The following is a 23,865-nucleotide window of genomic DNA, read 5'->3' as shown; positions in this document are numbered from 1 at the left end:
CGTATCTCACTTCAGGGATTTCGGAGGCGAAGCCGTCGATTCACGGACGACCAGCGAAAAGTCGATCTCGCGATGCATGATGGTCTGCTCGCCGGCAAGGCTGCGCACGAGATATTCCCCCGCGCGCTGCCAGGTTTCTCCGGTCGGAACGTGGATCGTGGTCAGGCTCGGCCGTAAATGGCGGCTCCAGTCGAGGTCGTCGAAGCCGACCACCGACAGGTCTCGCGGCACCGAGAAGCCGTCGCGCTCCGCCTCGAGCAGGACGCCATAGGCGATGACGTCATTGCCGCACACGACGGCTGTCGGACGGTCCTTCAGGTTGAGGAGGTAGCGCGCTGCTTCGCGGGCGTCGTCCAGCGTATAGGGCACCTCGACATGCCATTGCGGGGGGAGCTCGAGACCGTTTTCGGTCAGCGCGCGGCGAAAGCCGGCGACGCGGGCGCTGGCGCGATCGTTGTTGCGCTGGAGGGCTGACACGATCCCGATGCTGCGATGGCCGAGCTCGATGACATGCGCAGCCGCGCGATGGGCGGCCGCTTCGTTGTCGGTGCCGACACAGGGGTAGGGCCGGTCAGGCTGGTAGATGCCGACATTGATGAAGGGCACCGCATTGTCGGCGAGCAGTTTTCGCAGACCGTCGTGGTGGCAATCGCCGCGCAGCACCAGGCCGTCGACACCACGGCTGATGAGATTGCGCGCCTGCTGCAGTTCGACGTCGAGATCGTAGCCGCTGGTGGTGAGGAACAGCATGTATCCTACCGAGGACAGATACTGCTGTAGTGAAGCGATGCCGCGCGCGAACATGGTATTGTCGATCGTCGGCACGATGGCACCCAGGGTGCGCGAGCGCCGAGACGACAGGATGCGCGCCGGCGCATGCGGGATGTAGCCGAGCGCGTCGATGGCCTGTTCGATTCGTGCGCGCAGAGATGGGCTGACCGCATCGGGATTGTTGAGCGCGCGCGAGACCGACGCCGTCGAGACGCCGGCGCGAGCCGCCACGGCGCGGATGCCCTGTTTCACAGACTTGGCCGTGGTCAGTGTCATGAATGTAACGTTACATATCGCGCGGCGAGCGTGGCGGTGGCGGTGTTGCGGCAAATCTGGCGCAGTTTGTACGACTTGTCCATCGCTTGACACGGCGGATGTGAGGTCTATTTTGTAACCGTTTTCAAGTGGCGCTCAAACGTATTCAAAATGGTCCGCCAGCTTAAGGCGGCCAGCCGGGAGGAGAGTTCGATGAAGGCCAGGATGCTCGCGACACACGTCGCGTTGCCCGTTCTTGCGATTGCCACCGTGACCGCCCAGGCGCGCGCGGCCGATTTCGATTGGATGAGGTTCAAGGGCAAGACTGTCACCTTTCTTGCCAACAACAATCCGGTCTCCCAGGCGCTGCTGACCTACAAGGCCGATTTCGAGAAGCTGACCGGAATGACCTTGAAGGTCGACGGCTATCAGGAACAGCAGATGCGCCAGCGTCTGGTCACCGTCATGAATGCGAGCAGCGACGAGGTCGATGTGTTCATGACGCTGCCTTCGCGCGAGGGCGAGCAGTTTGCGGCTGCCGGCTGGTATGGCGATCTCACCGCGATGGCTAAGAACGAGGTGGCCAAGGAATACGATCCCAACGGGTTGAGCCAGGCATTGCTGAAAGCTGCGACCTTCGGCGGCAAGCTGACCAGCATGCCCATGAACATCGAGGGTCCAATCTTCTATTATCGCACCGACATCTTCAAAAAGTGCGGCCTCGAGGCGCCGAAGACGATCAAGGACGTCGAAGCCGCCGCTGAGAAGATCAAGGCTTGCGACAGCGCCGTGACGCCGTTCGTCTCGCGCGGCCTCAAGCCTGCAGTCGCCTATACCTTCAGCAACATGCTGCATAATATCGGCGGCAGCTATATCGCCAACGGCAAGTCGAACCTCTGCTCGGCCAAGGGCAAAGAGGCGCTCGACACCTATAGCCGGCTGCTGCGCGAGTTCGGGCCGCCCGGCGTCGTCAACTACAGTTTCCAGCAGATTTCGGCGCTCTATCGCAGCGGCCGCGCCGCGATGGCATTTGAATCTTCGAACGAACTCCGCACGGTGATGGAAGGCGGCGCGCGCCTCAAGGACACTGGCCTGTTGCCGTTCCCGGCGGGCGATGCCGGCCAGGTGCCAACCACGATCGGTTGGGGCATGGCGGTGTCCTCGCACAGCAAGCAGCCGGATGCGGCCTGGTATTTCGTGCAATGGGCGACCAGCCCCGAGGTGCAGAAGAAGATGGCGCTCCAGGGCATCGCGCCGCCACGTCCGTCGGTCGCCAAGGATCCCGAGTATCGCAAGTGGATCGACGAAGAACCGGTGCGCAAGGAATGGCAGGCCGCGCTCGACGTGCTCGCCACCAAAGGCTCCTCCGAGGTCGGCTATCCCATCGTCGCCAACCCGGAATCGCGCGAGTTCATCGGCCAGGCGGTGCAGGATATGATCCTGAAGCAGAAGCCGATCGACCAGGCTTGCGCGGACGCCGACAAGGCGCTCGATGCGCTAATCGCGCAGAAATAACGGCCTGGCGCCGGCAGGCTCGCTGCCTGCCGGCACCTCACCACCAGGGAAATGCAAGCATGTCGGACACGGCTGCGACATACACGCGGGACCGTCAGAAACTGGAAATGGCAGCGCTTGCGGCGCCGGCCGTGATCTTCACGGTCGCGATGATCGCATTTCCGGTCGTCTATACGATCTGGCTCGGCTTCCAGACGTTCTCCTCGACCGGCAAGCAGTCCTTTGCGGGCCTTGCCAACTATTCGAAGCTGATCTCCGACTACGAATTCTGGCACGGGCTGTGGATCACCATCGCGCTGTTCGTGCTGTCGCTGGTGCTGCAGCTCGTCTTCGGCGTCTGGCTGGCGCTGGTGCTGTTCCATGCCAAGCGGCTGCCGGGCATCGTGCGTTCGCTGTTCATCTCGCCTTTCATGATGCCGCCGGTGGTGGCCGGCATGATGTGGCTCGTGATCCTCGATCCGTCGCTGGGCGCAGCCAATTACATCCTCCAGTCGTTCGGCCTGCCGCCGTCGGACTGGCTGGCCTCGCCGACCTGGGTCATTCCGACGGTGGCGCTGATCGACAGCTGGCAGTGGACGCCGTATGTCGCCCTGATCGTGCTGGGCGGCCTGCAATCGCTGCCGCCGAGCGTCTACGAAGCGGCGCAGATCGACGGCGCATCTCCGTTCAAGACCTTTCAGCGTATCACCCTGCCGCTGCTGCTTCCGACGATCGTCACCGCAGCGATCCTGCGCAGCGTCGATCTCCTGCGCTTCTTCGACATCATCTACATCACCACCCAGGGTGGCCCCGGCAACGCCTCGAACACGCTCAACATCTACGGCTTTCGGATCGGCTTCGAATTCTTCAACATCGGTTACGCCAGTGCTCTCATGCTGACGTTGACCGCAATCGTGTTCGGCGCGGTGCTCGCCTTCAACCGCTTGCGCGGCGCGGTGGCGTGGTGACCTCATGACCGACGCAGCCAATACCGACCGCTGGATCCGCTGGCTCAATCTGGTGCAGCTCGTGCTCGCCGGAATCATTATCATAGCGCCGACGGTCTGGATGGTGCTGTCCTCGTTCAAGCCGTCGTTCGAGGTCACGGCCTATCCGCCGACATTGTTCTTCACGCCGACGCTCGACAATTATGTCGAGCTGACCAGGACCACACCGTTCCTGAGCTACGCGCTCAACAGCCTCATCGTCACCGTCGGCTCGACTGCGCTCGGATTGCTGTTCGGGATTCCTGCCGCCTTCGCCGTCTCATGGACGCGGATTACGTGGCCGGCGATCCTGACGCTGGCGGCGCGCATGGCGCCGGGCACGCTGTTCCTGCTGCCGTGGTATGTCATGTTCCGGCAAATCGGCATGATCGGCTCCTACACGGCGCTGATCGTCAGCCACGCCGTGATCACGCTGCCGATCGTGATCTGGGTGCTGCTGCCGTCGTTCGACGGCATTCCGCGCAGCGTGTTCGAGGCCGCACAGGTCGACGGGTGCAGCGTCACGCGCATCCTCTGGCGCATCGCGCTGCCGCTGGTGGCGTCAGGCGTCGCGGTGTCGGCGATCCTCGCCTTCGTCTTCTCGTGGAACTACTTCCTGTTTGCGCTGGTGCTCTCCAATGGCGACACCAAGACACTGATCGCGGCGGCCTTCAACTTCATCGGCGAAGGCTCGACGCAATGGGGCGCCCTCATGGCCGCGGCGACGCTGATTGCGTTGCCGCCGCTGGTGCTAGCGGCCCTGGTTCAGCGCTGGCTGGTGTCCGGACTGACGCTCGGCGCGGTGAAAGGCTAGGTATCTGATGAATTTATCACCCCGTCCGAATTCGATCATGCAGGCCGCGGTCTTCCACGGCGACGATCGCATCACCATCGAGCGTGTGGCGATGCCTGACGTCGGCACCGGCGAGGTGCTGGTCCGCGTCTCGCGCACCGCCCTGTGCGGCTCGGACTTCAAGCTCTGGCACAAGGGCGCCGAATTCACCGCGGGCCACGAAATTTTTGGCGTCGTCGAGCAGCCCGGCCATCGCCTGCACGGCCGGCGCTGCGCCGTCTACATTCCCTTGCACTGCGGCCACTGCGCCGCGTGCAAGCGCGGCGACACCCAGATGTGCCTGGAAGTCTCCAGTCTGATCGGCTGGAACAGGCCGGGCGGTTATGCCGAGTATGTGCCGGTGCCGGAGAACTGCCTGCTGCCGGTGCCCGACGACATCGAGGACAGCCTGGCGCCGCTGCTGCTTGACACCATCGGCACCTCCGGCCACGCCGTGCGCTTCGTCAGCCGCGTGGTGCCGCCAAGCGAGGCCGGATCGGTCCTTGTCATGGGAGCAGGGCCTGTCGGCCTCGGCGTTGTGCTCGCGCTGCGCGCGCTCGGCTATGACGACATCTACGTCGCCGATCCGAACGCGGCGCGCCTCAAGATCGCGCAATCCTTCGGCGCGAAGGCGCATCCGGTCGGCGATACCTCGAAGCGCTTCGCGCTCATCATGGAATGCTCAGGCGCGCATGCGGCGCGCAATCTCGGCATCGAGCTGGTCCTGCCGCGCGGCGCGCTGGTGCTGGTCGGCGAGAACGCCGCGCCCTGGACCATCGAGGAAGGCAAGGTGTTCCGCCGCAAGGATTTCTACATGATCCGGACCTTCTACTTCCCGGTCTCGGATTTCGAGCCGAACGTCGAGCTGCTGCGCAAGTACAAGGAGGAATACGGCGTCCTCGTCGACGGCGAGTTCGGCCTGTCGGCTCTGCCCGAAAACTTTGCACGGTTCGCCCAGGGCGAGCTGATCAAGCCCGTGCTGGCGCTGGACTGAGCGATCATGGCCTCGATCTCGATCCGCAACCTCGTCAAGCGCTACGGCAATTTCACCGTAATCCCCGATCTCAACTTGGAGATCGCGGATCACGAATTCGTCGTATTCGTCGGCCCGTCCGGCTGCGGCAAGTCGACCCTGCTGCGGATCATCGCGGGCCTCGAGCCGATTTCATCGGGGGATCTTTATATCGGCGACAAGCGCGTCAACGGCGTACAGGCCGCGCAGCGCGACATCGCGATGGTGTTCCAGGACTATGCGCTTTATCCGCACATGCGGGTCTACGACAACATGTCGTTTGCGCTGGAGCTGCGGGGAACGCCGAAGGCGGAAATCGATGCGCGGGTGAAACGCGCCGCCGCGCTGCTGCACATCGAGCCCTATCTCGACCGCAAGCCGAAGGAGCTGTCGGGCGGCCAGCGCCAGCGCGTCGCCATGGGCCGCGCCATCGTGCGCAATCCCAAGGCGTTCCTGTTCGACGAGCCGCTGTCCAACCTCGACGCCAAGCTACGCGGACAGGTGCGGGCCGAGATCAAGGCGCTGTCGCAGCAGCTGAAGACCACGATGGTGTTCGTGACCCACGACCAGATCGAGGCCATGACCATGGCCGACCGGATTGTAGTGCTCCAGAGCGGCACGATCCAGCAATACGACACGCCGGAGACGGTCTACGAGCGTCCGGCCAACCAGTTCGTCGCCGGCTTCATCGGCTCGCCCGCCATGAACTTCTTCCCGGTCGAGTGGCGGGAGGAGCGCGCGATTCTGTCGCAGGGTGGAGCGGTTCTGCCCCTGGATGGCGAGACCGCTAGCCGACTGCAGCGGGCCGGCAGCGCCATCATCGGCATTCGTCCCGAGCATTTTGCCGTGGCCGCTGATACGGCCGATGGCATTGCCGTCAATGTCAAGCTGGTCGAGCCGCTCGGCTCGGATACGTTGATTCATTTCGATCTTGCCGGTGTATCGGCTATCGCACGGGTCGATCCGTCGTTGCGGCCGAAGGTCGGCGATCGCCTCGGCCTTCGTCTACAGCCGGGCAAGACGCATTTGTTCGATGCAGCCAACGGGCGGGTCTTGCGGTGAGCACGTCGGCAAACATCGGAGATCTGTCGGCGTTGGCGGACGTCGCGTCGAAGGTCCGGCGTGCGCACGTCATTTGCCTCGGGCTATCCGCGCTCGACCAGGTCTGGCGCGTCGATCGGCTGTTCGCGGGCCGGAGCGAGAAGATTAAGGCGGTGGGCTACGGCACCCTTGGCGGCGGCATGGCCGCCAATGCCTCGGTGGCGGTCGCGCGGCTTGGCGCTTCCGTCGCGTTCTGGGGGCGGGCAGGGGACGATGCCGCCGGCCACGAGATGCGGTCGGCCTTCATCACTCATGGTGTCGAGGTCGAGAATTTCCGGCTGTTTCCCGACGGCCGCTCGTCCGTCTCCGGAATCATCGTCGACAGTTCCGGCGAACGGCAGATCGTCAATTTCCGCGGTCTCTTTCCAGAGGCTGCTGGTTGGCTTCCGCTCGAAGCTGTCGGCCGCGCATCGTCCGTGCTCGCTGATCCGCGCTGGATGGAGGGTGCCGCAACTCTGTTCCACGAGGCGCGCTCGCGCGGCATTCCCACGGTGCTCGACGGCGATATGGCCGATCCCGCGGTGTTCGAGCGGCTGCTGCCCCTGGCGGATCACGCGATCTTCTCAGAGCCCGCACTCACCGCCTTTGCCGGGTCGGCCAGGGATGAATCTCTCGCCGCACTCGCGCGCTTCGGTTGCCGTGTCGTCGCCGTCACGCGCGGCGGGGACGGCGTTAGCTGGTACGAGAGCGGCCGCCTGCACCGGCAGTCCGCCTTTGCTATCGAGGTCGTCGACACCACCGGCGCGGGCGACGTCTTCCACGGCGCCTATGCCCTTGCGATCGGCGTCGGCCTCGATGTGCGCGACGCCATAGCGTTTTCGGCCGCGACGGCTGCGATGAAATGCGGCCACGCCGGTGGCCGCAACGGAATCCCTACCATCAACGAGTGTCTTGCATTCATGAGGACGAAGCCATGAGAACGATTGGAAAGAACCGCGGCCTGGCACGGCTTGCTGACGCGGACGGCCATTTTCGCATGGTCGCGCTGGATCAGCGGCCGCCATTGTTCGATGCCATCGCGAAAGCAAAACGCATCACGCGGGAGCAGGTCGAATATTCCGACGTCACGGCGGCCAAGCGTCTCCTGGTAGAGAACCTCGCGCCGCATTGCAGCTCGATGCTGTTCGATCCGAATTTCGCAGTGCCTGCGGCGATCGATTTGTTGCCGCCGCGGTGCGGCTTGATCATGACGCTCGAGGAGCATCGCGTCGATGAAACCACGGGCGGTCGCAAGTCGCGCGCGATCACCAACTGGAGCGTGGAGAAGATCCGCGCCATGGGCGGCGACGCTGTCAAGGTGCTGGCCTGGTACCGGCCGGACGCCGATGCCGGGGTGAACGAGCATCAGAAGCGCTTCGTGCGCGAGATCGGCGAGGACTGTGCCCGCCACGACATTCCCTACGTCCTCGAATTGCTGGTCTATCCTTTCCTCGGCAGCGCCAATCACACCGCCGATTACGTGGAGTCGCCGGGCAAGCTCCCGGGTCTCGTCATCGACAGCGTGCGCGAGTTTGCGAAGCCCGAATACGGCGTCGATCTCCTGAAGCTGGAGAGCCCGCTTGCGGCCAATAGTCTGCCGGTTCGCGACGGCAGCGCGGAGGCAAAAGCCGCGCAGAAGGACTTCGATGCGATCGGCGACATCTGCCGCGCGCGCAACATCCCCTGGGTGCTGCTGTCGGGCGGCGCAGCGCCCGAAAAGTTCGAGCGCGTTCTTGACTTCGCCTATGCCGCGGGCGCTGGCGGCTTCCTCGCCGGTCGCACCATTTGGCTCGATGCCGTCCTGAAGAATTTTCCGGACCGTGCGGCGGTGTCGGCAAGCCTGCGCAAGGATGGCCTCGGCGTGCTGGAACGGCTCAACCAGCTGACCACGGCCAAGGGCACGCCATGGAAGGCCCGCTTTCCAGTGTTCACTGATATCAAGCAGGAAGGTGACTTCGCGCGCGTCTACTGAGATGGTGGCGGCTCCGCATGGTCTCGCAGGATCTGCAACATGACGACTGACAGCTTCACCATCCGTTCGATCGAGGCGTTCTGCTATCGTTATCCGCTGGCGACGCCGGTGGTGACGTCGTTCGGCAAGATGCTCAACCGTCCCGCCGTCTTCGTTCGCGCTGTCGATGAAGACGGCGTCGAGGGATGGGGCGAGGTCTGGTCGAACTTTCCGGCACCGGGTGCGGAGCATCGCACCCGGCTGGTGAACGAAGTGTTTGCTCCCGGCCTCGTCGGACGCAAGTTCGACGGTCCCGCTCAGGCCTTCGAGACCTTGACGAAGGGCACCGAAGTCTTGGCCCTTCAATGCGGCGAGCCCGGTCCCTTCGCGCAGGCGATTTCCGGCATCGATCTCGCGCTGTGGGATCTCTCGGCACGGCGCCAGCGCTTACCGCTGTGGCGTCTGCTCGGCGGCCAGTCGAGCAGGATCAAGGTCTATGCCAGCGGCATCAACCCCGGCGGCGCCGCGCAGACGGCGGAGGCTGCGCTCAAGCATGGCCATCGCGCGCTCAAGCTGAAGGTCGGCTTCGGGGCCGAGACCGATCTCGCCAATCTCGCCGCGCTGCGCGCGATGGTCGGTGCCGGTATGCTCGCGACCGATGCCAATCAGGGCTGGTCGGTCGATCAGGCATTGGAGATGCTGCCGCGGCTTTCCGAGTTCGATCTGCGCTGGCTAGAAGAGCCGATCCGCGCCGACCGGCCGCGGGAGGAATGGCGCAAGCTGCGGGCGGGCGCGAAAATGCCGATCGCCGCAGGTGAGAACATCGCAAGCGTCGAGGGTTTCAAGCAAGTCCTCGCGGAGGACGTGCTCGGCGTGGTTCAGCCCGATATCGCAAAATGGGGCGGCCTAAGCGTCTGTGCCAAACTGGCGAAGGACGTTTTGAAGTCGGGCAAGCTGTTTTGCCCACATTATCTCGGCGGTGGCATCGGATTGCTTGCCTCGGCTCATCTCCTCGCCGGTGTTGGCGGGGTGGGTTGGCTGGAGGTCGATGCTAATGACAATCCCCTACGTGATTTGCTGTGTGGCCCGGTGAATGACGTAAGAGACGGCATGATCGTTTTGCGAGAGGAGCCAGGGCTCGGGCTGCTCGCCGATTTGTCGGCGATCTCGGATTTTCGCAGTCTGTGAGCTGAGCGGGTGTCGAAGGCACAACGAACTCGAAACGTTGTCAAAGGATCACCGCTCCGCCGAACCTCATTACAATAGCTCATATTTTTGTGCGCGCCGACGAAAGCTACGGTTGGAAACCACGGTCGTCACGCTTCTTTCGTGCGCAAGCACTCACTACTTGTCTGAAAGAGCAGGGAGGCTTCATCTAGGATCAAGCTCATCCTTTGATCGCGACCCGTCGGGAACGCCATGCTCGACCCGGCTATGGTCGTCGCCGCCAGTGGCAGCCACTTGCGGCTTTACGACAGAGCCTGGTCAAAGCAGGTTGTAGCCGGCAAGGGTGCCCCTTGCGTATACAGTTAGCAAGAATCGCCCGCCAAAGGTCGCCGTGACTTGATTTAGAGACAAACCGGAATAGGCTCGCGCCAACTCTTGCCTGACCCAAAGCCGACAATGGGACTTTGGCGAATGATCGCTTCGCGCCAAAGCGTCTTCGGTGCGACTTCGCGCACTATGGCGTCACAATGGCAGATCGGCCCTATTCGCGTTTCTTCGTTTGAGCTCCGAATAGACCCGCCTCACATCATTTCGGTGCTGTGACCGCCCGGATGAAGCTTAGTTGAAGGAAGCACTGTGAACGCAAACTGGCCAGACATCCCGTTCGAGCAGTGGCGCGAGACATGTTCCGCGCTCCATATCTATTCGCAGATCGTGGGTAAGTACCGACTTGCACGAACGCCTTGGCTCAACCATTCCTGGCATGCGACCCTGTACGTCAATACACGCGGCTTGACGACTTCGCTGGTACCGGACGGGGCTGGCATTGAGGTCACCCTTGATCTCCGGAAACATGCCGTCATCGGAGAAGCAGCAGACGGGCGCAGGGCTGACTTTCCATTAGGACCAATGTCTGTGGCTGACTTCTATGTACAATTCCTCGAACTCGTTCGGGGAATTGGGGGCACGCCGGAGCTTCACGACCGACCTAGCGAGGTGTCAGCGCCCATCCCATTTCGCGACGATCGCCAAATCAGGCCATACGATGCTGCAGCCGTGGCAAGGTTCTTCGAGGCGCTGGTGCTCGCCAACAATGTGTTCACCCGATTTCGAACCGGCTTCATCGGAAAGGCTAGTCCCGTTCATCTTTTTTGGGGCAGCTTTGATCTAGCGGTCACGCGCTTCTCCGGACGCCGCGCGCCCCTGCATCCGGGTGGCATTCCGGCGTTGCCGGACGAGGTGACCCGTGAGGCATACAGTCATGAAGTCTCGTCGGCAGGTTTTTGGCCGGGCGGCGGCAGCACGGATTTTGCGGCCTTTTACTCCTATGCCTATCCCGCTCCAGCAGATTTTGCGGACGCGAAGGTGATGCCCGATGGGGCATACTTCGACCCGAAGCTCGGGGAATTTCTTCTGCCTTACGATGTCGTGAGACAATCGGCTGACCCAAAGGTCGCGCTGACAGCCTTCCTGCAGAGCACGTATCTCGCTGCAGCCGACCTCGGTCATTGGGATCGTATGGCCCTCGACTGTCCCACCGGCGTACCCCGCCGACCGCGACCATTGAGCTAACCAACGTCCCACAACTGATCTTCAACTCGAGGACAGCGAAATCGATGAGCTCTGAACTATCGGAAAGCTTGATCGCGCGCGCCGACGAGGTGCTTGAATAACCTGGTCGCGCTGTCGGCTGTCTGCCCCATCCTCAAGTGCCCGCATGCTTCGTCAATGGTCTGTTGAAGGGGATAGAGCGAACTAGATTTGCTCACGTTGAGTACTTCGCATTTTGACCCAAGGCGGACTTCTCTAGAGTGTTGTGGAACGAGCCTGCACCAAGTTGTGTAAGGTCGCCAACAGCACTTAGTTGCTTTCACGTACGCTGTCCGGCTCGATCCACACCCAGCCAGCGAGACCGGCCAGTGCGGCACAACTCGCGGGCACCAGCATTGTCACATGTAGCGCGCGCTCGAATGCGGCAATCGCCTCCGCGTTAGCGCCGGGCTGCCCAGACATCACGACGTTTAACGCTTCGATGGCTTGCGCAGGCGTCGTCCCGGTAAGATGATGCGAAAAATCATCAAAGAACACCGCCCCGAGCGCGGCAACCGCAAGCAACCCAGCTACTCGAGCGACCGCGTTGTTAACGCCCGACGCAATGCCGGCGTGGGCTTTACCGGCGGCGTCCATCACGGTTGACGTTAGCGGCGGAACCGTGATTGCCATCCCCGCGCCCAACAGGAGCATCGACGGAAAAACGCCAACCCAGTAAGATTGCTGCCTGAGATCGATAAACGCAAGCATCGCTAACCCGCAGGACGCAACGATGGGCCCAAAAGTGAGCAGTAGGCGCGCCCCCAAACGGTCAGCAATCGTTCCAGCGAACAATGACCCGAATCCCATTATCAGGGCAGAAGGCAGCAACGCCGCGCCGGCTTGTGTCGCGGAGTATCTACCGAGGCGGATCAAACCGAACGGCAGATAATAGAGCGCGCCTCCGAGCGCGAAGTAGAGCAACAGCGTCAATACATTCGTTGCTGCGAAATTGCGTGATCGATAGAGCGACAACGGCATCATCGCCTGCTTATGGAGATGAGCTTCGATTACGACGAACGATGCTAGGAAAGCGCTTCCTACTCCCAGGGCGGCCAGCACTGTTTTGTCCTGAAATCCCGCCGCTGGAATGGCGCTCAAACCCCATGTAATCGCAGCAAGGCCAATCGCCACAGAAGCGGCACCGCTCCAGTCGAGCTGGTTTGCCCGGGGGTCTTTGCTTTCGCATCCGAAACGAAGCGCAAGCCCAGGTGCCGCAATAGCGAGCGGGACATTGAGGAGGAAGATCGCCCGCCAGGATACCTGGTCGACCAGCCAGCCGCCCAACAACGGACCCGCAGCCATCATCAATGCTGCTGCGCCCGCCCATATCCCGATTGCCTGACTCCGCTCTTGCTCGCCGAACGTTGCCCCTAACATCGCCAAACTGGCCGGCACTAACAGTGCGGCCCCGAACCCTTGAACCGCGCGGCTGACGACAAGCACCACATTGTTCGGTGAGAGCCCGCATGCGATCGAGGCGACGATGAATACCGCAACGCCCAGAACAAAAACTCGACGTCGGCCATAAAGATCTGCAGCCGAGCCACCGATAAGCACGAACGCGCCGAGTAAGAGCAGGTAGGCGTTGACGATCCACTGCGTCGCGGTCGCATCCGCATGCAGCGCCTGCTGGATTGCCGGTAACGCGATGTTCACTACTGAGCCGTCGAGCAACGCCATACTAGACCCGACTATCGTCGCGATTAGCGTCAGCCACTTGCGTCTCTGTGACAAGGCTGCATTAAAGGCGGATGTCGCCTTGATAACACCGGCGTCGCAGGGCGCTCGTATGAATCCAACCATTGGACGCTCGAGAAGGAGGTTATCGCCGGCTAGCGTGCACTTTGCGTACACCATCCGCAACCTGTTGGTCGTTGCCGCCATGTCTGACAAACAACCCGCTCAGTTCAGCTCTTAAACGTAGCCTTTTAGCCCTTAGCTAAACAACGCTAAAGCCGTTGCCACGCCGGCTCTCGGCGGCAGAGCCTGTCAAAGCTCGGATGCATTCTTCACCAGTTCCCGACATGTACCGGCGGACGTTCACACCGACGGTTGATACCGACCAAAGGCACCACCGTGGCGTAGGCCGGACAAAGGGCGGCCCATCAATGACCGGTCGCCTTGACTTCGTGCGCGGCCTCTACGTTGAGGACCACCTTCCCTCGTGGCTGCGCTCGTCGGCCTTCCAACATCATGCGCGCGTCTCGCGCATCGCTGAGAGGCGGGGACTGCACCTAGGCATCTGTTCAGTTCGCCACGTTCAATGAGCTCGGCGATTACGCGCAGGCGCTCTGTGGTCACGTCCAGCCTGGGGCGGCGCTCGACGTCGCCGCCACTCTGATCATGCCGAGCCCCGTGCACTTGGCTTGCCATCTCCAGCTCTTGCAGAGAGAGCTCAGGGTTTTCGCGTCGGATCGTCGGCCGGTTTTTCGTACACTGTATCGGTAGGCCCTGTGCCGGTGAGCATGACGATCACGGGCTCATTGCCGGTCATCGCGAAATGCGGCTCGTTCGCGGGCTCGGTATAGACCGAGCCAACGGGCAGCGTCTTTAGCTTGGTCTTGTCAAATTCAGAGCCATAGCCGAAGTGCCAGGTGCCCTGAAGCACGGTTCCGACACGATCTCCGGCATGATGGTGCGCCGGGATTTGCGCTCCGGGACCGACCTTGAGTAGCTGGGTGTAGATCCCCGGCTTGGAGGCATCGCCGAGGATCGTAACCACCTCGACCTTGGCATTGCCGGATCCACCCGCACCGCCGGTCGCCGGTGTAGCCGATAGCTCCGCTGGTGTCTTTGCGTAATCGGGAAGCTTGACGCCGGCGTTCTCAGCTGACGCTGCCGTCGCAGCCAGTGCAATCGCCACGCTGGCCATGAATTGCGAGATCTTCATTACTTATCCTTTCTACTCTGGTTGAAGCGAGATGTGGACTTGTGCTGCTGCGCATCCGGGATGTCGGGCTTTCGTCCGCCTATTTTGGCGCGTCCTCTGGAAGCTGAAGAAATTCGAGCGTGACCCCGTCGGGGCCTCTCACGTAGATCAGGCGAAGTCCCCTGCGTTCGCCGGCTTCAACGGTCTGGACCTCGCCCACCGGCCGCCATCCAGAGCTCGCGATGCGTGCAAGCAGTGCATCGATGTTCTCGACATAAAAGGCCAGATGGACGGACCCGACGTCCGACGACCTCGGCCTGTAGGTGGGCCGGTCAGGGGGCGAGGTGTATTCCAGCAACTCGATGCTGTGGCCAGGCCCTTCGACCATCGCGAGCCGCATTGCCGCGCCCGGTACACCGACCAGCTGCTCGATGAACTGTCCGGCTTCGAACGTCCAGGTGTACAGGTGACGGAAGCCCAGAACGTCGACCCAGAATCTCAGCGACTCGTCCAACGACGATACAGTGAATCCCGTATGGTCAATGCTCTTGATCCTGAACGCCTGGCCGCGTGCCAAGAGGTCCGCTGCGGACACATCGATCGTCTTGCTACCGGTCATGGCGATCGACCGTGTTGCGGCCAGAACTCCTTGAGCTGGCCAGCGATGAACTCCGGATTCTCTTCGAACACCCAGTGTCCGCACTGCTCCATAACGCCGCCTGCGGCGGTGTTGGCGATCGCCTTGGCGCAATCGAAGCAATGATCGCCAAACGATCTCCGGCCTCCCCAGGCCAGCATCGGCACGGCCAGCTTGTTGCGGGTCAATTCTTTCGTCTGTTCGGCCATCTGCGGGATGTAGCCGTAGTGATTGAGACTCGCGCGAAGATTGCCCGGCTGCCGCATCTGCATGACGTAGAACTGGACCTCGTCCTCGGACACCGCATTCGGGTTGTAGGCAAAGTCACGGAAAAAATGCCGCAGATACTGCTCTTCGCGCCCTTCGACTAGGAACCTCGTGATATCCATGTTCATGTGCATGCCGAGGTGCCAGTAGGGCACGCGCGGATCTACGTAGCCTGGAAAGTTCAATCCGAAAAACGGGGTTTCTATCGTTGCGAGCGACAAGGCCCGGTCTGAGGCCAGATACGCCAACGCCACCGACGGCGGGCCGCCCAAATCGTGACTGAGAATGTGAAATCGCTTGATGTTCTCCGCATTCAAGAGACCGATCATGTCTTCCGCGATCGTCTTCGGCTCATAACCTTCATTGGGCTTGTCGCTGTCGCCATAGCCGCGAAGGTCCGGCGCGATGAACGAAAATCTATCACCCAGCCGCTCGATGATCGGGAGGAACTCACGGTGGTTCTGCGGCCAGCCGTGCATGCATAAGACGACGGGACCACGACCCGCCGTGACGTAGTGGAGCGTGACACCATTGGTCTTGGCCCGCTTGTGCGTCAACTCGACCGAGTTGCTGCTAGAATCTTGCATGTCGAACCTCCTTGTTGGACTTGCTTCAGGATGGTGGCGACTAGCTGACCTTCGCATTGCCGATGGTCGGTTGCTGATCGAGCACGCACAATGCGATCAGCAAGACGATGGCTGCCATCGCGATGGATGCGTACAGCGTGCCAGCAGGCCGGGATCTCTCAACACGGCGAATTCGGTGGCGGCGATGGCAAAGGTTGCAACGGCGATATCATAAAGAGCAGGAGGCATTTCGCTTGCCCTCATATGAGTGCGCGATGCCGGAGATATCCGACGCCAACATTCAATCACTTTGCATCGCGCTTCGCGATGCAACTGTCGAACCACGTCGTCCTCTGCCAGTGCTGCTTCGAACGGCAGCACCAAGCGAGCCGCGAGCTTTCAATCCAAGGAAAGCGAGCTGATTGTAGTCGCCTTCCTATCCGAAGTCTTTCGATATCGCACTTAATGCGAGACTTGGCTCGGATTGGATGAACCCTACGAATGGCAGCCTCACTTGCCGTTGATGAACGGGACAATGATACTGACAGCCTGTTTGGGTTGCTCCTCCATGATCCAATGCCCGGAACCGGTTATGATAGCACCTTTGACGTTGCTCGCGACATCGGCCAACTCGGTGCTCATCAATGCGCCAAAGGAGTGATCGCCACCGATAGCCAAGACCGGCATCGGCAATTTTCCAGTTCTTGCGAACAGCGCCTTGTTGTCCTCGCCGTCCTTAGTGAAGGCAGCAAACTGTCCGCTAAAGGCATTGTGGATGGCACCCGTACGAGCATAGAGCGCCGCATAGTGATCCCGGGTCTGTTCGTCGATCGCAGCGGGATTGGCTGACAGATCGTTGTAGAAGCGATCGAGCAGGATGCGCTCTCGGCCGGCGACCAAGCGTTCGACGTCGGGGCCCCGGAAATTGAAGTGCCACAACTGGGGACTGGTCAGTTGCGCGTACCAAGTGCCGAGTCCGGGGAGTGGAGCGTCCATGGCAACCCATTTGATGATGCGATCGGGGTATTGAGCCGCCAGCGCATAGCCCACCATGTTGCCGATGTCGTGCGTGACCAGCACGACCTCTTTGATTTTCAACTCGTCGAGAATGGCGGCGAGATCACGCGCCTGGGCGACCTTCTCATATCCACCCTCAGGATGCGACGATAGGCCCATGCCGCGCAGATCGGGAATGATCACCGTGTGATCCTTGACAAGAGGCTCTGCCAGCGGTTGCCACATGTCTCCCGTGTCGCCGAAGCCATGCAGCAACAGCACCGCCGGCCCTTGCCCACCGACGCGGACGTATTGGGTGCCTCCGGTCACCGACATCTGCTGCGCGCGAAAATTCGACGGGAATGGCTTGATCTCGGCCATCGCCGTGTTGCCGGCCAAGAGAGTTAGGATGAGAGTCATGGCGCGAAGAAAACCACTGGATAGTTGACGGAACGAATGCGACACGGGCGGCTCTCCAATCTTGGTGATACACGACACGGCGGCCGGGCCATCTTCAATGTTGATGTTCAGCAAAGAGCTTGTATACTGATCGGTATAGATCGACACAGGAGACCGGCAGATGTCAACTCAAATGTTTGCTGGGTGCTATTTAGGAAAGAAGGACCCGAATGGCGAATGGTCGGCCGCGCGAATTCGACACCGAATTGGCCCTTGATCGCGCAATGGAATTGTTTTGGCGAAAAGGTTACGAGGGGACGTCGCTCTCCGATTTGACTGAAGCGTTAGGCATTACGCGCCCGAGCCTTTACGCCGCCTTCGGCAACAAGGAGGCGCTGTTCCGAAGTGTGCTTGAGCGCTACGAATCGAACATCGTGACGTACAGACTGAAGGCGCTCAACGCTGCCTCAGCGCATGACGTAGCGCGTGAATTGCTGGAAGGCGCCGCGGATCTCTTCGGAGATAAACGGACGCCGGCCGGTTGCCTTGGAGTCCAAAGCGCACTGGCGTGTGGCGAGGAAGCCGAGCCGATTCGCCAGGAGTTGATTGCAAACCGGGTCGCAGGCGAGCGTGCTCTCCGGCAACGCCTCAACCGCGCGAAAGCTGAGGGCGATTTGCCCGTAGAGAGCAATCCGGCCCGTCTTGCTCGCTTCCTGTCGGCGGTCGTTTACGGGATGGCCGTCCTGTCCGCAGGCGGTGCAAACCATAAGGAACTGCTTCAGGTCGCCGAGATGACGCTGCAAAATTGGCCTAGGTGACAGAAGGGAGCTGGGAGCAGAGTTTGCAATCCGCTGTTGGCCCAAATGCGAAGTGCACGATCTTGCAATTTAGTCGCTATCGGGGGAAAAGCAGACGTCGCACACAATCCGCGGGCGGTCTTACTGCGCTAGGAATCTGAATGCGACAACCAGTGCCACCATGCTCGCGAAAATCAGCAGTGCCGGGAGGGATTTTTGGGTCATTGGCCTCGTCGAATGGCGCGCAGGCGATTGACCGGGTTGAGGTCTATGCGGTCTCTGGGACCGCACGACTTTGCCCACTGTCGTTGGCGTCCGAGCCTTTGGTTCCGGAGCTGCGCCTACACCCCCCATCTCGCTGTAATAAGCGCTGTAGACCTCGCGAACGGCTAGGGCCGCGGACTCGGCCTCGCTTATGGTCTCGAGCCGAGTTCGATAGTTAGTCAGAAAGCTTTGGGCGCTGGACGGCAGGTCCTCGAAACCACCGAGCTTGGCCATCATGAGCCAGGTGGCAAAATCCGCCTCAGCCTGCGTGCGCGCTTTCTTGGCGATACTGGCGTTGGAGCTAGAGGACATGGTGGTGTCCGATTGGTTTGAGCTCGGCCGCGCAGACACCATCCGCGCGGTGGGAAAGGCAATTGGCAATCCAGTCACAGTAATGACGGCGCGGGAGAGTTCAACGCGAACCTTACCAACTAGCCGGCTGCTGGCCCAGGTTGAAGCGGACTGTGCAGGCTGGCTAGGGTAGGGCTCATCTCTGCTGATGCTCCAACGGAAGTAGCCAACATTGACTCGTGGTCCAGTTCGACTCCAATTAGCACGCTCCCGGATGCATGCCCTGCGACGCACCATACGAACAGTGAGCGCGGGAACGGCAATGGAGGCCGATCCTTTAACGTCTACGGATATCAGGTCATTTCGGACAACGTGCATCCGACCGCTGTTGGCTACAATGATGAAGCCGGCGTGGTGTTCAATGTGATCAGCGCCATCCTCAATAACATTTTCACGTCGAACGACCATGAGCCGTTGCCGATCGAGCACGACAACGGGACGGTTACGAAGGTCGACCGCCTGTTCCGAGATCGTGAGGCTGCTAACGACAATCGGCCGGCGCTGGCGATGGTTGGCTAGCGCGCTTCCTCCGGAGGTTCCGGCCCAATCTACCGCAACGGGAGGGCGCAACCGCGGGCTGCTAGCCTGGCGGTGGTTTTCCCTGAAACTGGATGTTGCATTTCTTCGCAATCGAGGCCTGCTCGACCGCGACCATCTGCCCCTTCATTTGGGCCAGCTCGGCGGCGGTTTGCTTATCGCCGCCGACGAAGAAGGCTGCCGGCCAGAAGATGACGATCGCTGCCGCGGTCGCGACGCCATCTTTCGTGCGCTGACTGTCCTGAGCTCCCGACAAAGCCGCCGCCCGCGTCGAGATCGACTGAGCCTCGAGCGCCAGCTGCTGGCACGTATAGGTCTGATACTGAACCGGTGAAACGTAGGCCGGCGTGATGTCCGCTGCCGATGAGGCACAGCCTGCCAGCGCAGCGCCGAGCGCCACGATTCCAAAATTGCGCATAATATTCCCCCCAGAAATATGGGGGCATCCAAGCTCAACCGCTGCGCGAGATCAATAGGCCGTTGGCCGAACTGGTAGAAATACGGGGGGTAGGGCGAGCATATTCAGTTGCTAGGTCTCGCTCTCCAGCCATATTCCTGATGCGGAATCGTTGCGGTGATATCGACGTCTCTGCCGGACGACAGGCGCCAAGCTGCCACGCCGAAGCAGACAGTCAGCGTCAGGGCTGTCACCAGTAGCAGCACGGACAAAAACTGGCTCACGTGCACCTCGCAACGGGATCACCGCGCGAGAGCGCGCATAGCCGCACGATTCGGAAAATGCAGACGCGCTGACCTACTGGCCGTTTTCCCCATCCTTACGCGGGGCCGAAAGTGCTCACGAGCCCTATCGCGATGGGGATCAGGGCGGCGCAGACCCACAAAGCGGGCGCGCTGGAGCTTAGGCCGGTAACGAGCACCCAGAGGCCGAAGCCCACGATGAAAGCCGAGATCGCATAGGCGAGTGATTTGTCCATCGGTCGCCCCACAGGCAAAACAGGGTCGACGTCGCAGCTAGGACTCACTAGGGGCCGAAACGTTCCTACGCGCGCCGAGGCGCCCCCGAAAGGCCGCGGGACACCATGATTTGTGGTGCCCGCGGCCTACACTGCTACCGTTCCGCACGATCGGCGCAGTGATCTCGCTACTGGCGGGCCTTCTTGCTGACCTTCGCCAGTTCGGTTGAGCTCCGATCGATGCTGCCGACTGCTTTATCGAGCACGCGCTGGTCCACCTTATGAGCTCTTGGCGATGCAGAGAGACCGATCTCGACTAGCCGGCGGATAGCCTCCGAGCGTGTCGGCTCATCCGCCTGGGCGCTGGCGCGGCGCCAGCAATGGCCAATCGCTGGCGTTCAGCCTTCTCCAAACCGTGCGCTTGTCGCTCCGTGAGATCGCCAAGTACGGGAAGCGGGGGGCACAATGAAGCGCCGGTGCCGAGCCCAAAGGAAGCGCGACCGGCAGCGGTTGCAGACCCACCGCCGACGGCTGAGGCGATGACCATCAAGGCCACCGCTTTAGCCCGGTGGGCCTTTCCTTTTGTTGCGTTGCGGTCGACGAAGCGTCAGGAACAACTGGCAATCGAGGTGAGTTCGTCTCCAGCTCCGGGCAGTGTCTCGGAGCGGACGCGCGTAGAACTTCCGGCCTCAGGGATTCATCCTCCTTCGGGGCCGGTCTTTTGATCGCCGCAGCGGAGTGCCCGCCGGTTCACGCTGGCGGGCTACTTCACTTCACGATCCGATATTTCTTGGCCGCCTTGCGCCTTGGTGGTGTGTCCAGCGTACGCTGTTCTTTCTCAAACAAAGGCAGGAAATAATGTCGGCTACAGAAATCCTAAAGAGCGCATTCACGCTCGCCCTTTATATTACGGCGACAACGACGACGCTCGCAACCGCCCAAGAAGCGACATTTTCAGAAAGCGAGCGACTTGGCCTTGCAGCGTGTTTGTCTAAATGCCCCGATAACGACAAGGCATGCAACAATCGGTGTATCTCGAATTCTCAAACCAAGGGCCGTGTGTGGGGCGACGATGTGCGCGCTTGCATTAGGGGGTGCCGGGTAGGCACCCAAATGAAAGATCAGATATTTGGTTGTATAACGGGCTGCCGCCTTGATCGGATCGTCCGGTAGAAGCGCGGGACAAGCTCATCCGCAGCGGTGGTTGTGCGAGTGGAGCGTCGTACGATCGCCGGTCAGCTTCTCCACATAGTCATCGATCGCGTCGATAAGCTCGTGTGCCGGTTCGCCTGCTTTCTTGCCGAAGATGAGGTAGTGTCGGAGCCGTTCGAGCTCGGCCAGATCCGCCTTGACGGCTCCAGCCCGTGCGGCCTCATTCCGCTTGCGTTGTTGCTCCTGGTGATAGGCTCTCGCGGCTGCCCTGTTCTCTGCCTTGGTCATGCCGCCATCGAAACGCGGCGTGGGCGAGAGTCAAATTATCGATTACTGGTGGCTCAGATCGCGCGTGAGCTACCGCCGGTCGGGGATGTGAATAAGCGGAAGAGCCGATGTCACGTTGGCGGCGGACCCAACCGATCAACCGCCCCAATGCGCGCAACTCATTGGCCTCGGAATTGAGGCAGCGCGGCAATACTGCTCATTTTTGAAGATGGGAAAGACGAGAATGCCGGCGAAGGCAGCCGCCTGCAACCAACCGCCTACGTCCCATTATGCGGCCCCCAACGCCGATAGCCGCAACATTGCTACTGTCACGGTATGTTTCTATTTATTTTCAGTTCGATTAGAAGAACCGAGACATTCCGTCAACGACCGGTTGTAGCCCACCGCGGGTTAAAGAATTCGTATTATACGAAATTTGTGTTGTGCCGTCGGGCAAAACAGTGGTTCATAGGGTGCTCCTGATCGAATGAGGAGCGCGCCCAATGGTGAAAGAATTCCAAGCGTCGTCTGAGATTTCGAAGATCGCCAAGCTCAATGGCGGCTTCCGAAAGAACTACGGACCTCTGCTCGGAGCGTTCCTATACCTGCGCTCGATCAGTGCCGCGCGCGGTCGGTCTTGGCTTTGGTCGGGCTTGGCCTCGCTCGTTGGTTCACTTCTGATCGGATGGATCGCGAAGTATGGTCCTTCTTGGTTTTCAGGCTGGTTAGGATAGGCTGTACGTCACCAACTGTGGGAGAAGTTCCCGAATTGAGAATGCGTGGCCAAGCGAGACCGCGGGAGGTTGCGAATGATCGAGTTGGCTCCTCTTCAGAACGAGAGCGACTATCAACGCGCCCTAAATGAGGTGGAACTCCATTTTGAGTCCGAGCCCGTGCCTGGCTCAGAAGACAGCGGTCGTTTCGTAGCGTTATGTGCGGCGATAAAAGAATACGAGGATAGACACTTTTCAATGACGCCTGAAGCGTCTCGACGCCAATCCCAGCCCTAGGCAGTCAGGAAGGCGACGTGACACGCCAGACGGAGTGGAGTTGCCTGTGGGAACTGCGCTCACTGTTCAGAATGCCAAGTTGCCGCGACGTCGGGACGAAAATCTCTGTGCGGCTCAATACGTTCGCATGTCGACGGACCACCAGCGGTACTCCATCGAGAATCAAGCGGCTGTCATTGCCGCCTACGCGCAAGCACGTGGGCTAGAGATCGTTCGAACTTATCGGGACGAAGGTGAGAGCGGTCTCGGGATAAAAAACAGACCTGGTCTGACCGGGTTGATCGCCGACGTTCGCCAAGGCCGGGCCAATTTCGATCACATCCTCATTTACGACGTCAGCCGCTGGGGACGTTTTCAAGACATTGATGAAAGTGCTCATTACGAATTTGTCTGTAGGGAAGCAGGCATGACGGTTTGCTATTGCGCAGAGCAATTCGAGAACGACGGCAGTGTGATCTCAGGCATCGTAAAGAATATCAAGCGGGTGATGGCAGCCGAATACAGTCGGGAATTGGGGGTCAAGGTGCACGCCGGCGCGTGCCACTTGTCGAGGCTCGGCTTTCGACAAGGCGGCCACCCTTGCTTCGGACTTCGCAGAGAACTGATCGATGAAAGGGGACGATCCCGAGGGATAATGGAGAACGGACAATGGAAGTCACTTCAAACCGATCGCGTTGTCCTACGCCCAGGACCGAAGCATGAAACTGAGACAGTCAGGTCTGTATTTGACCGTTTTGTAAACGGTCATCTTACTGAGACGAAGATTGCAAGGGAACTCAACCTTGCAGGTGTTCTCAACAAGGGGCGGCCATGGACCTTCTGCAAAATCCATTACCTACTGCAAAACGACAACTACATCGGCACCAATCGTTACAACCGCCACAGTTGCAGGCTGCGAACAGCTCAAAAAGAAAATCCTCCGTCGGATTGGATAATAAAGGAGGACGCTTTCGGGCCAGTCGTGGATAAGGCAATTTTCGCGAAGGCGCAGCAGATGCTCGAAGACCGACGACACTGCTGGGGAGTGTCAGACGAGGAAATGCTGAAGCGACTGCGGGTCTTGCTTCACCGGCGAGGGAGGCTGAGTAGGGACGTCATCAACGAGACAGAGGGTATTCCGGGCTCAACCGCATACCTGACGCGCTTTGGCAGCCTAAGAAACGCCTATCGGCTGATCGGCTACACTCCAAAGCGAAAGTACGAGCACATCGAGTCGGCTATTGTTCGCCGCGATATGATCAAGGCTCTAGTCTTGAAGGTGGCAGAAGCGCTTGCAAAGTCCGGCGATGATGTCAGGGTCGATCAATTTCATCAGATCCTCAGAGTTCACGCGATCGCAATATCTTTCCGTGTGGCACGCAGTCGGTATACTCGCGGGGCAACACATCCCAGCTGGGTGATTATCCGAGGTCGGCAGCTTCCACCTGGCCTTGTTGTCGTGATCAGATTGAGCGCGGGCAATCGAGAGGTCAAAGACTATCTCGTGATGCCTGCCTCCGCGTTAGTCGGGAGAGACCTGAGGTTTAGCGAGAGAAGCCGGGAGCGCTTCGGCCTGCGGCAATATGGGACGGTTGTCGGACTGAGCGAAGCGATCAAACGACGCTTGCACAATCTCACCTATCTGATGCGGTGCGCGCGACATGCTCTTGACGAGAAGTCGACTTCCTAAGGCCGGAACGCGCGCGCAGCTACTGCGCG

General features: G+C 60.7%; 23 protein-coding genes. 13 read left to right on the top strand and 10 right to left on the bottom strand.

The window, feature by feature from the left end; all coding sequences use genetic code 11:
- Positions 1-6 precede the first annotated feature (6 nt).
- Positions 7-1,047 (bottom strand): LacI family DNA-binding transcriptional regulator, encoded by a 1,041-nt coding sequence (locus ABIB73_RS01310; protein WP_354220664.1) that lies wholly within the window; start codon positions 1,045-1,047, stop codon positions 7-9.
- A 192-nt stretch (positions 1,048-1,239) separates the two neighbouring features.
- On the opposite strand from ABIB73_RS01310, the gene ABIB73_RS01305 reads away from it, so the two are divergent.
- The 9 genes from ABIB73_RS01305 (at position 1,240) to ABIB73_RS01265 (ending at position 11,120) form a co-directional block, all read left to right on the top strand.
- Entirely contained in the window at positions 1,240-2,541 is a 1,302-nt protein-coding gene (locus ABIB73_RS01305; RefSeq protein WP_354220662.1) for an ABC transporter substrate-binding protein, read from the top strand.
- Positions 2,542-2,600: 59 nt separating this feature from the next.
- On the top strand, positions 2,601-3,488 hold the full coding sequence (locus tag ABIB73_RS01300; protein WP_354220660.1) for a carbohydrate ABC transporter permease: 888 nt from the start codon (positions 2,601-2,603) through the stop codon (positions 3,486-3,488).
- A gap of 4 nt (positions 3,489-3,492) precedes the next feature.
- Positions 3,493-4,320 (top strand): carbohydrate ABC transporter permease, encoded by an 828-nt coding sequence (locus tag ABIB73_RS01295; RefSeq protein WP_354220659.1) that lies wholly within the window; start codon positions 3,493-3,495, stop codon positions 4,318-4,320.
- A 7-nt stretch (positions 4,321-4,327) separates the two neighbouring features.
- Positions 4,328-5,332, top strand: coding sequence for a zinc-dependent alcohol dehydrogenase family protein (locus ABIB73_RS01290; RefSeq protein WP_354220658.1), 1,005 nt, complete (start codon positions 4,328-4,330; stop codon positions 5,330-5,332).
- A gap of 6 nt (positions 5,333-5,338) precedes the next feature.
- Positions 5,339-6,412, top strand: coding sequence for an ABC transporter ATP-binding protein (locus ABIB73_RS01285; protein ID WP_354220657.1), 1,074 nt, complete (start codon positions 5,339-5,341; stop codon positions 6,410-6,412).
- On the top strand, positions 6,409-7,368 hold the full coding sequence (locus ABIB73_RS01280; protein ID WP_354220655.1) for a sugar kinase: 960 nt from the start codon (positions 6,409-6,411) through the stop codon (positions 7,366-7,368). The genes ABIB73_RS01285 and ABIB73_RS01280 overlap by 4 nt, the downstream gene beginning before the upstream one ends.
- The gene (locus ABIB73_RS01275) at positions 7,365-8,402 is read left to right on the top strand and encodes a tagatose 1,6-diphosphate aldolase (RefSeq protein ID WP_354220653.1); all 1,038 of its coding nucleotides are present in this window, start codon (positions 7,365-7,367) and stop codon (positions 8,400-8,402) included. Before ABIB73_RS01280 ends, ABIB73_RS01275 begins: the two co-directional genes overlap by 4 nt.
- Before the next feature lie 39 nt (positions 8,403-8,441).
- Entirely contained in the window at positions 8,442-9,569 is a 1,128-nt protein-coding gene (locus ABIB73_RS01270; RefSeq protein ID WP_354220651.1) for a mandelate racemase/muconate lactonizing enzyme family protein, read from the top strand.
- Between the two features lie 615 nt (positions 9,570-10,184).
- Complete coding sequence (locus ABIB73_RS01265; RefSeq protein ID WP_354220649.1) at positions 10,185-11,120, top strand: DUF5996 family protein; 936 nt, start codon at positions 10,185-10,187, stop codon at positions 11,118-11,120.
- A 288-nt stretch (positions 11,121-11,408) separates the two neighbouring features.
- Here ABIB73_RS01265 and ABIB73_RS01260 read toward each other — a convergent pair whose 3' ends face one another.
- The 5 genes from ABIB73_RS01260 to ABIB73_RS01240 form a co-directional block, all read right to left on the bottom strand.
- Positions 11,409-12,944 carry an MFS transporter gene (locus ABIB73_RS01260; protein ID WP_354220647.1) on the bottom strand — a complete coding sequence of 512 codons (1,536 nt, stop codon included), beginning with the start codon at positions 12,942-12,944 and terminating at the stop codon, positions 11,409-11,411.
- A gap of 592 nt (positions 12,945-13,536) precedes the next feature.
- Positions 13,537-14,031 carry a cupin domain-containing protein gene (locus ABIB73_RS01255; RefSeq protein ID WP_354220645.1) on the bottom strand — a complete coding sequence of 165 codons (495 nt, stop codon included), beginning with the start codon at positions 14,029-14,031 and terminating at the stop codon, positions 13,537-13,539.
- Positions 14,032-14,110: 79 nt separating this feature from the next.
- On the bottom strand, positions 14,111-14,629 hold the full coding sequence (locus tag ABIB73_RS01250) for a VOC family protein (RefSeq protein ID WP_354220643.1): 519 nt from the start codon (positions 14,627-14,629) through the stop codon (positions 14,111-14,113).
- Positions 14,626-15,501: an alpha/beta fold hydrolase gene (locus ABIB73_RS01245; RefSeq protein WP_354220641.1), complete on the bottom strand. Its 876-nt coding sequence runs from the start codon at positions 15,499-15,501 to the stop codon at positions 14,626-14,628. The genes ABIB73_RS01250 and ABIB73_RS01245 overlap by 4 nt, the downstream gene beginning before the upstream one ends.
- Before the next feature lie 489 nt (positions 15,502-15,990).
- Entirely contained in the window at positions 15,991-16,896 is a 906-nt protein-coding gene (locus ABIB73_RS01240) for an alpha/beta fold hydrolase (RefSeq protein WP_502918397.1), read from the bottom strand.
- A 209-nt stretch (positions 16,897-17,105) separates the two neighbouring features.
- On the opposite strand from ABIB73_RS01240, the gene ABIB73_RS01235 reads away from it, so the two are divergent.
- On the top strand, positions 17,106-17,693 hold the full coding sequence (locus ABIB73_RS01235; protein WP_354220637.1) for a TetR/AcrR family transcriptional regulator: 588 nt from the start codon (positions 17,106-17,108) through the stop codon (positions 17,691-17,693).
- Between the two features lie 120 nt (positions 17,694-17,813).
- Here ABIB73_RS01235 and ABIB73_RS01230 read toward each other — a convergent pair whose 3' ends face one another.
- Positions 17,814-18,248 (bottom strand): hypothetical protein, encoded by a 435-nt coding sequence (locus ABIB73_RS01230; RefSeq protein WP_354220635.1) that lies wholly within the window; start codon positions 18,246-18,248, stop codon positions 17,814-17,816.
- 351 nt (positions 18,249-18,599) lie between these two features.
- Here ABIB73_RS01230 and ABIB73_RS01225 point away from each other — a divergent pair, with 351 nt between their 5' ends.
- Entirely contained in the window at positions 18,600-18,806 is a 207-nt protein-coding gene (locus ABIB73_RS01225; RefSeq protein ID WP_354220633.1) for a hypothetical protein, read from the top strand.
- A 61-nt stretch (positions 18,807-18,867) separates the two neighbouring features.
- Here the strand turns inward: ABIB73_RS01225 and ABIB73_RS01220 are convergent, their stop codons facing one another.
- The 3 genes from ABIB73_RS01220 to ABIB73_RS01210 all read right to left on the bottom strand — a co-directional run bounded on the left by ABIB73_RS01220 (position 18,868) and on the right by ABIB73_RS01210 (position 21,178).
- Positions 18,868-19,242 carry a hypothetical protein gene (locus ABIB73_RS01220; protein WP_354220631.1) on the bottom strand — a complete coding sequence of 125 codons (375 nt, stop codon included), beginning with the start codon at positions 19,240-19,242 and terminating at the stop codon, positions 18,868-18,870.
- Positions 19,243-19,600: 358 nt separating this feature from the next.
- A complete protein-coding gene (locus tag ABIB73_RS01215) occupies positions 19,601-19,759 on the bottom strand; it encodes a hypothetical protein (RefSeq protein ID WP_354220629.1) in 159 nt (52 codons plus the stop codon).
- 1,167 nt (positions 19,760-20,926) lie between these two features.
- The gene (locus ABIB73_RS01210; RefSeq protein WP_354220627.1) at positions 20,927-21,178 is read right to left on the bottom strand and encodes a hypothetical protein; all 252 of its coding nucleotides are present in this window, start codon (positions 21,176-21,178) and stop codon (positions 20,927-20,929) included.
- Between the two features lie 482 nt (positions 21,179-21,660).
- Between ABIB73_RS01210 and ABIB73_RS01205 the strand changes: the two genes are divergently transcribed.
- Together ABIB73_RS01205 and ABIB73_RS01200 are read left to right on the top strand one after the other, a co-directional pair.
- Positions 21,661-21,891, top strand: a complete 231-nt coding sequence (locus tag ABIB73_RS01205) for a hypothetical protein (RefSeq protein WP_354220625.1) — start codon at positions 21,661-21,663, stop codon at positions 21,889-21,891.
- A 310-nt stretch (positions 21,892-22,201) separates the two neighbouring features.
- A complete protein-coding gene (locus ABIB73_RS01200) occupies positions 22,202-23,836 on the top strand; it encodes a recombinase family protein (RefSeq protein ID WP_354220623.1) in 1,635 nt (544 codons plus the stop codon).
- Positions 23,837-23,865: the final 29 nt, after the last annotated feature.

Origin of the sequence: Bradyrhizobium sp. F1.4.3 (assembly GCF_040548375.1) — a bacterium.
Classification (GTDB): domain Bacteria; phylum Pseudomonadota; class Alphaproteobacteria; order Rhizobiales; family Xanthobacteraceae; genus Bradyrhizobium.
This window is presented reverse-complemented; position numbering and strand designations above follow the sequence as displayed.

Coding starts and splice junctions, on each gene's coding strand:
- ABIB73_RS01215 (WP_354220629.1), bottom strand. CDS start 19,759: ATGGACAAATCACTCGCCTATGCGATCTCGGCTTTCATCGTGGGCTTC.
- ABIB73_RS01275 (WP_354220653.1), top strand. CDS start 7,365: ATGAGAACGATTGGAAAGAACCGCGGCCTGGCACGGCTTGCTGACGCG.
- ABIB73_RS01250 (WP_354220643.1), bottom strand. CDS start 14,629: ATGACCGGTAGCAAGACGATCGATGTGTCCGCAGCGGACCTCTTGGCA.
- ABIB73_RS01235 (WP_354220637.1), top strand. CDS start 17,106: ATGGCGAATGGTCGGCCGCGCGAATTCGACACCGAATTGGCCCTTGAT.
- ABIB73_RS01210 (WP_354220627.1), bottom strand. CDS start 21,178: ATGACCAAGGCAGAGAACAGGGCAGCCGCGAGAGCCTATCACCAGGAG.
- ABIB73_RS01285 (WP_354220657.1), top strand. CDS start 5,339: ATGGCCTCGATCTCGATCCGCAACCTCGTCAAGCGCTACGGCAATTTC.
- ABIB73_RS01295 (WP_354220659.1), top strand. CDS start 3,493: ATGACCGACGCAGCCAATACCGACCGCTGGATCCGCTGGCTCAATCTG.
- ABIB73_RS01205 (WP_354220625.1), top strand. CDS start 21,661: ATGGTGAAAGAATTCCAAGCGTCGTCTGAGATTTCGAAGATCGCCAAG.
- ABIB73_RS01260 (WP_354220647.1), bottom strand. CDS start 12,944: ATGGTTGGATTCATACGAGCGCCCTGCGACGCCGGTGTTATCAAGGCG.
- ABIB73_RS01270 (WP_354220651.1), top strand. CDS start 8,442: ATGACGACTGACAGCTTCACCATCCGTTCGATCGAGGCGTTCTGCTAT.
- ABIB73_RS01300 (WP_354220660.1), top strand. CDS start 2,601: ATGTCGGACACGGCTGCGACATACACGCGGGACCGTCAGAAACTGGAA.
- ABIB73_RS01310 (WP_354220664.1), bottom strand. CDS start 1,047: ATGACACTGACCACGGCCAAGTCTGTGAAACAGGGCATCCGCGCCGTG.
- ABIB73_RS01245 (WP_354220641.1), bottom strand. CDS start 15,501: ATGCAAGATTCTAGCAGCAACTCGGTCGAGTTGACGCACAAGCGGGCC.
- ABIB73_RS01255 (WP_354220645.1), bottom strand. CDS start 14,031: ATGAAGATCTCGCAATTCATGGCCAGCGTGGCGATTGCACTGGCTGCG.
- ABIB73_RS01290 (WP_354220658.1), top strand. CDS start 4,328: ATGAATTTATCACCCCGTCCGAATTCGATCATGCAGGCCGCGGTCTTC.
- ABIB73_RS01230 (WP_354220635.1), bottom strand. CDS start 18,248: ATGTCCTCTAGCTCCAACGCCAGTATCGCCAAGAAAGCGCGCACGCAG.
- ABIB73_RS01240 (WP_502918397.1), bottom strand. CDS start 16,896: ATGACTCTCATCCTAACTCTCTTGGCCGGCAACACGGCGATGGCCGAG.
- ABIB73_RS01220 (WP_354220631.1), bottom strand. CDS start 19,242: ATGCGCAATTTTGGAATCGTGGCGCTCGGCGCTGCGCTGGCAGGCTGT.
- ABIB73_RS01305 (WP_354220662.1), top strand. CDS start 1,240: ATGAAGGCCAGGATGCTCGCGACACACGTCGCGTTGCCCGTTCTTGCG.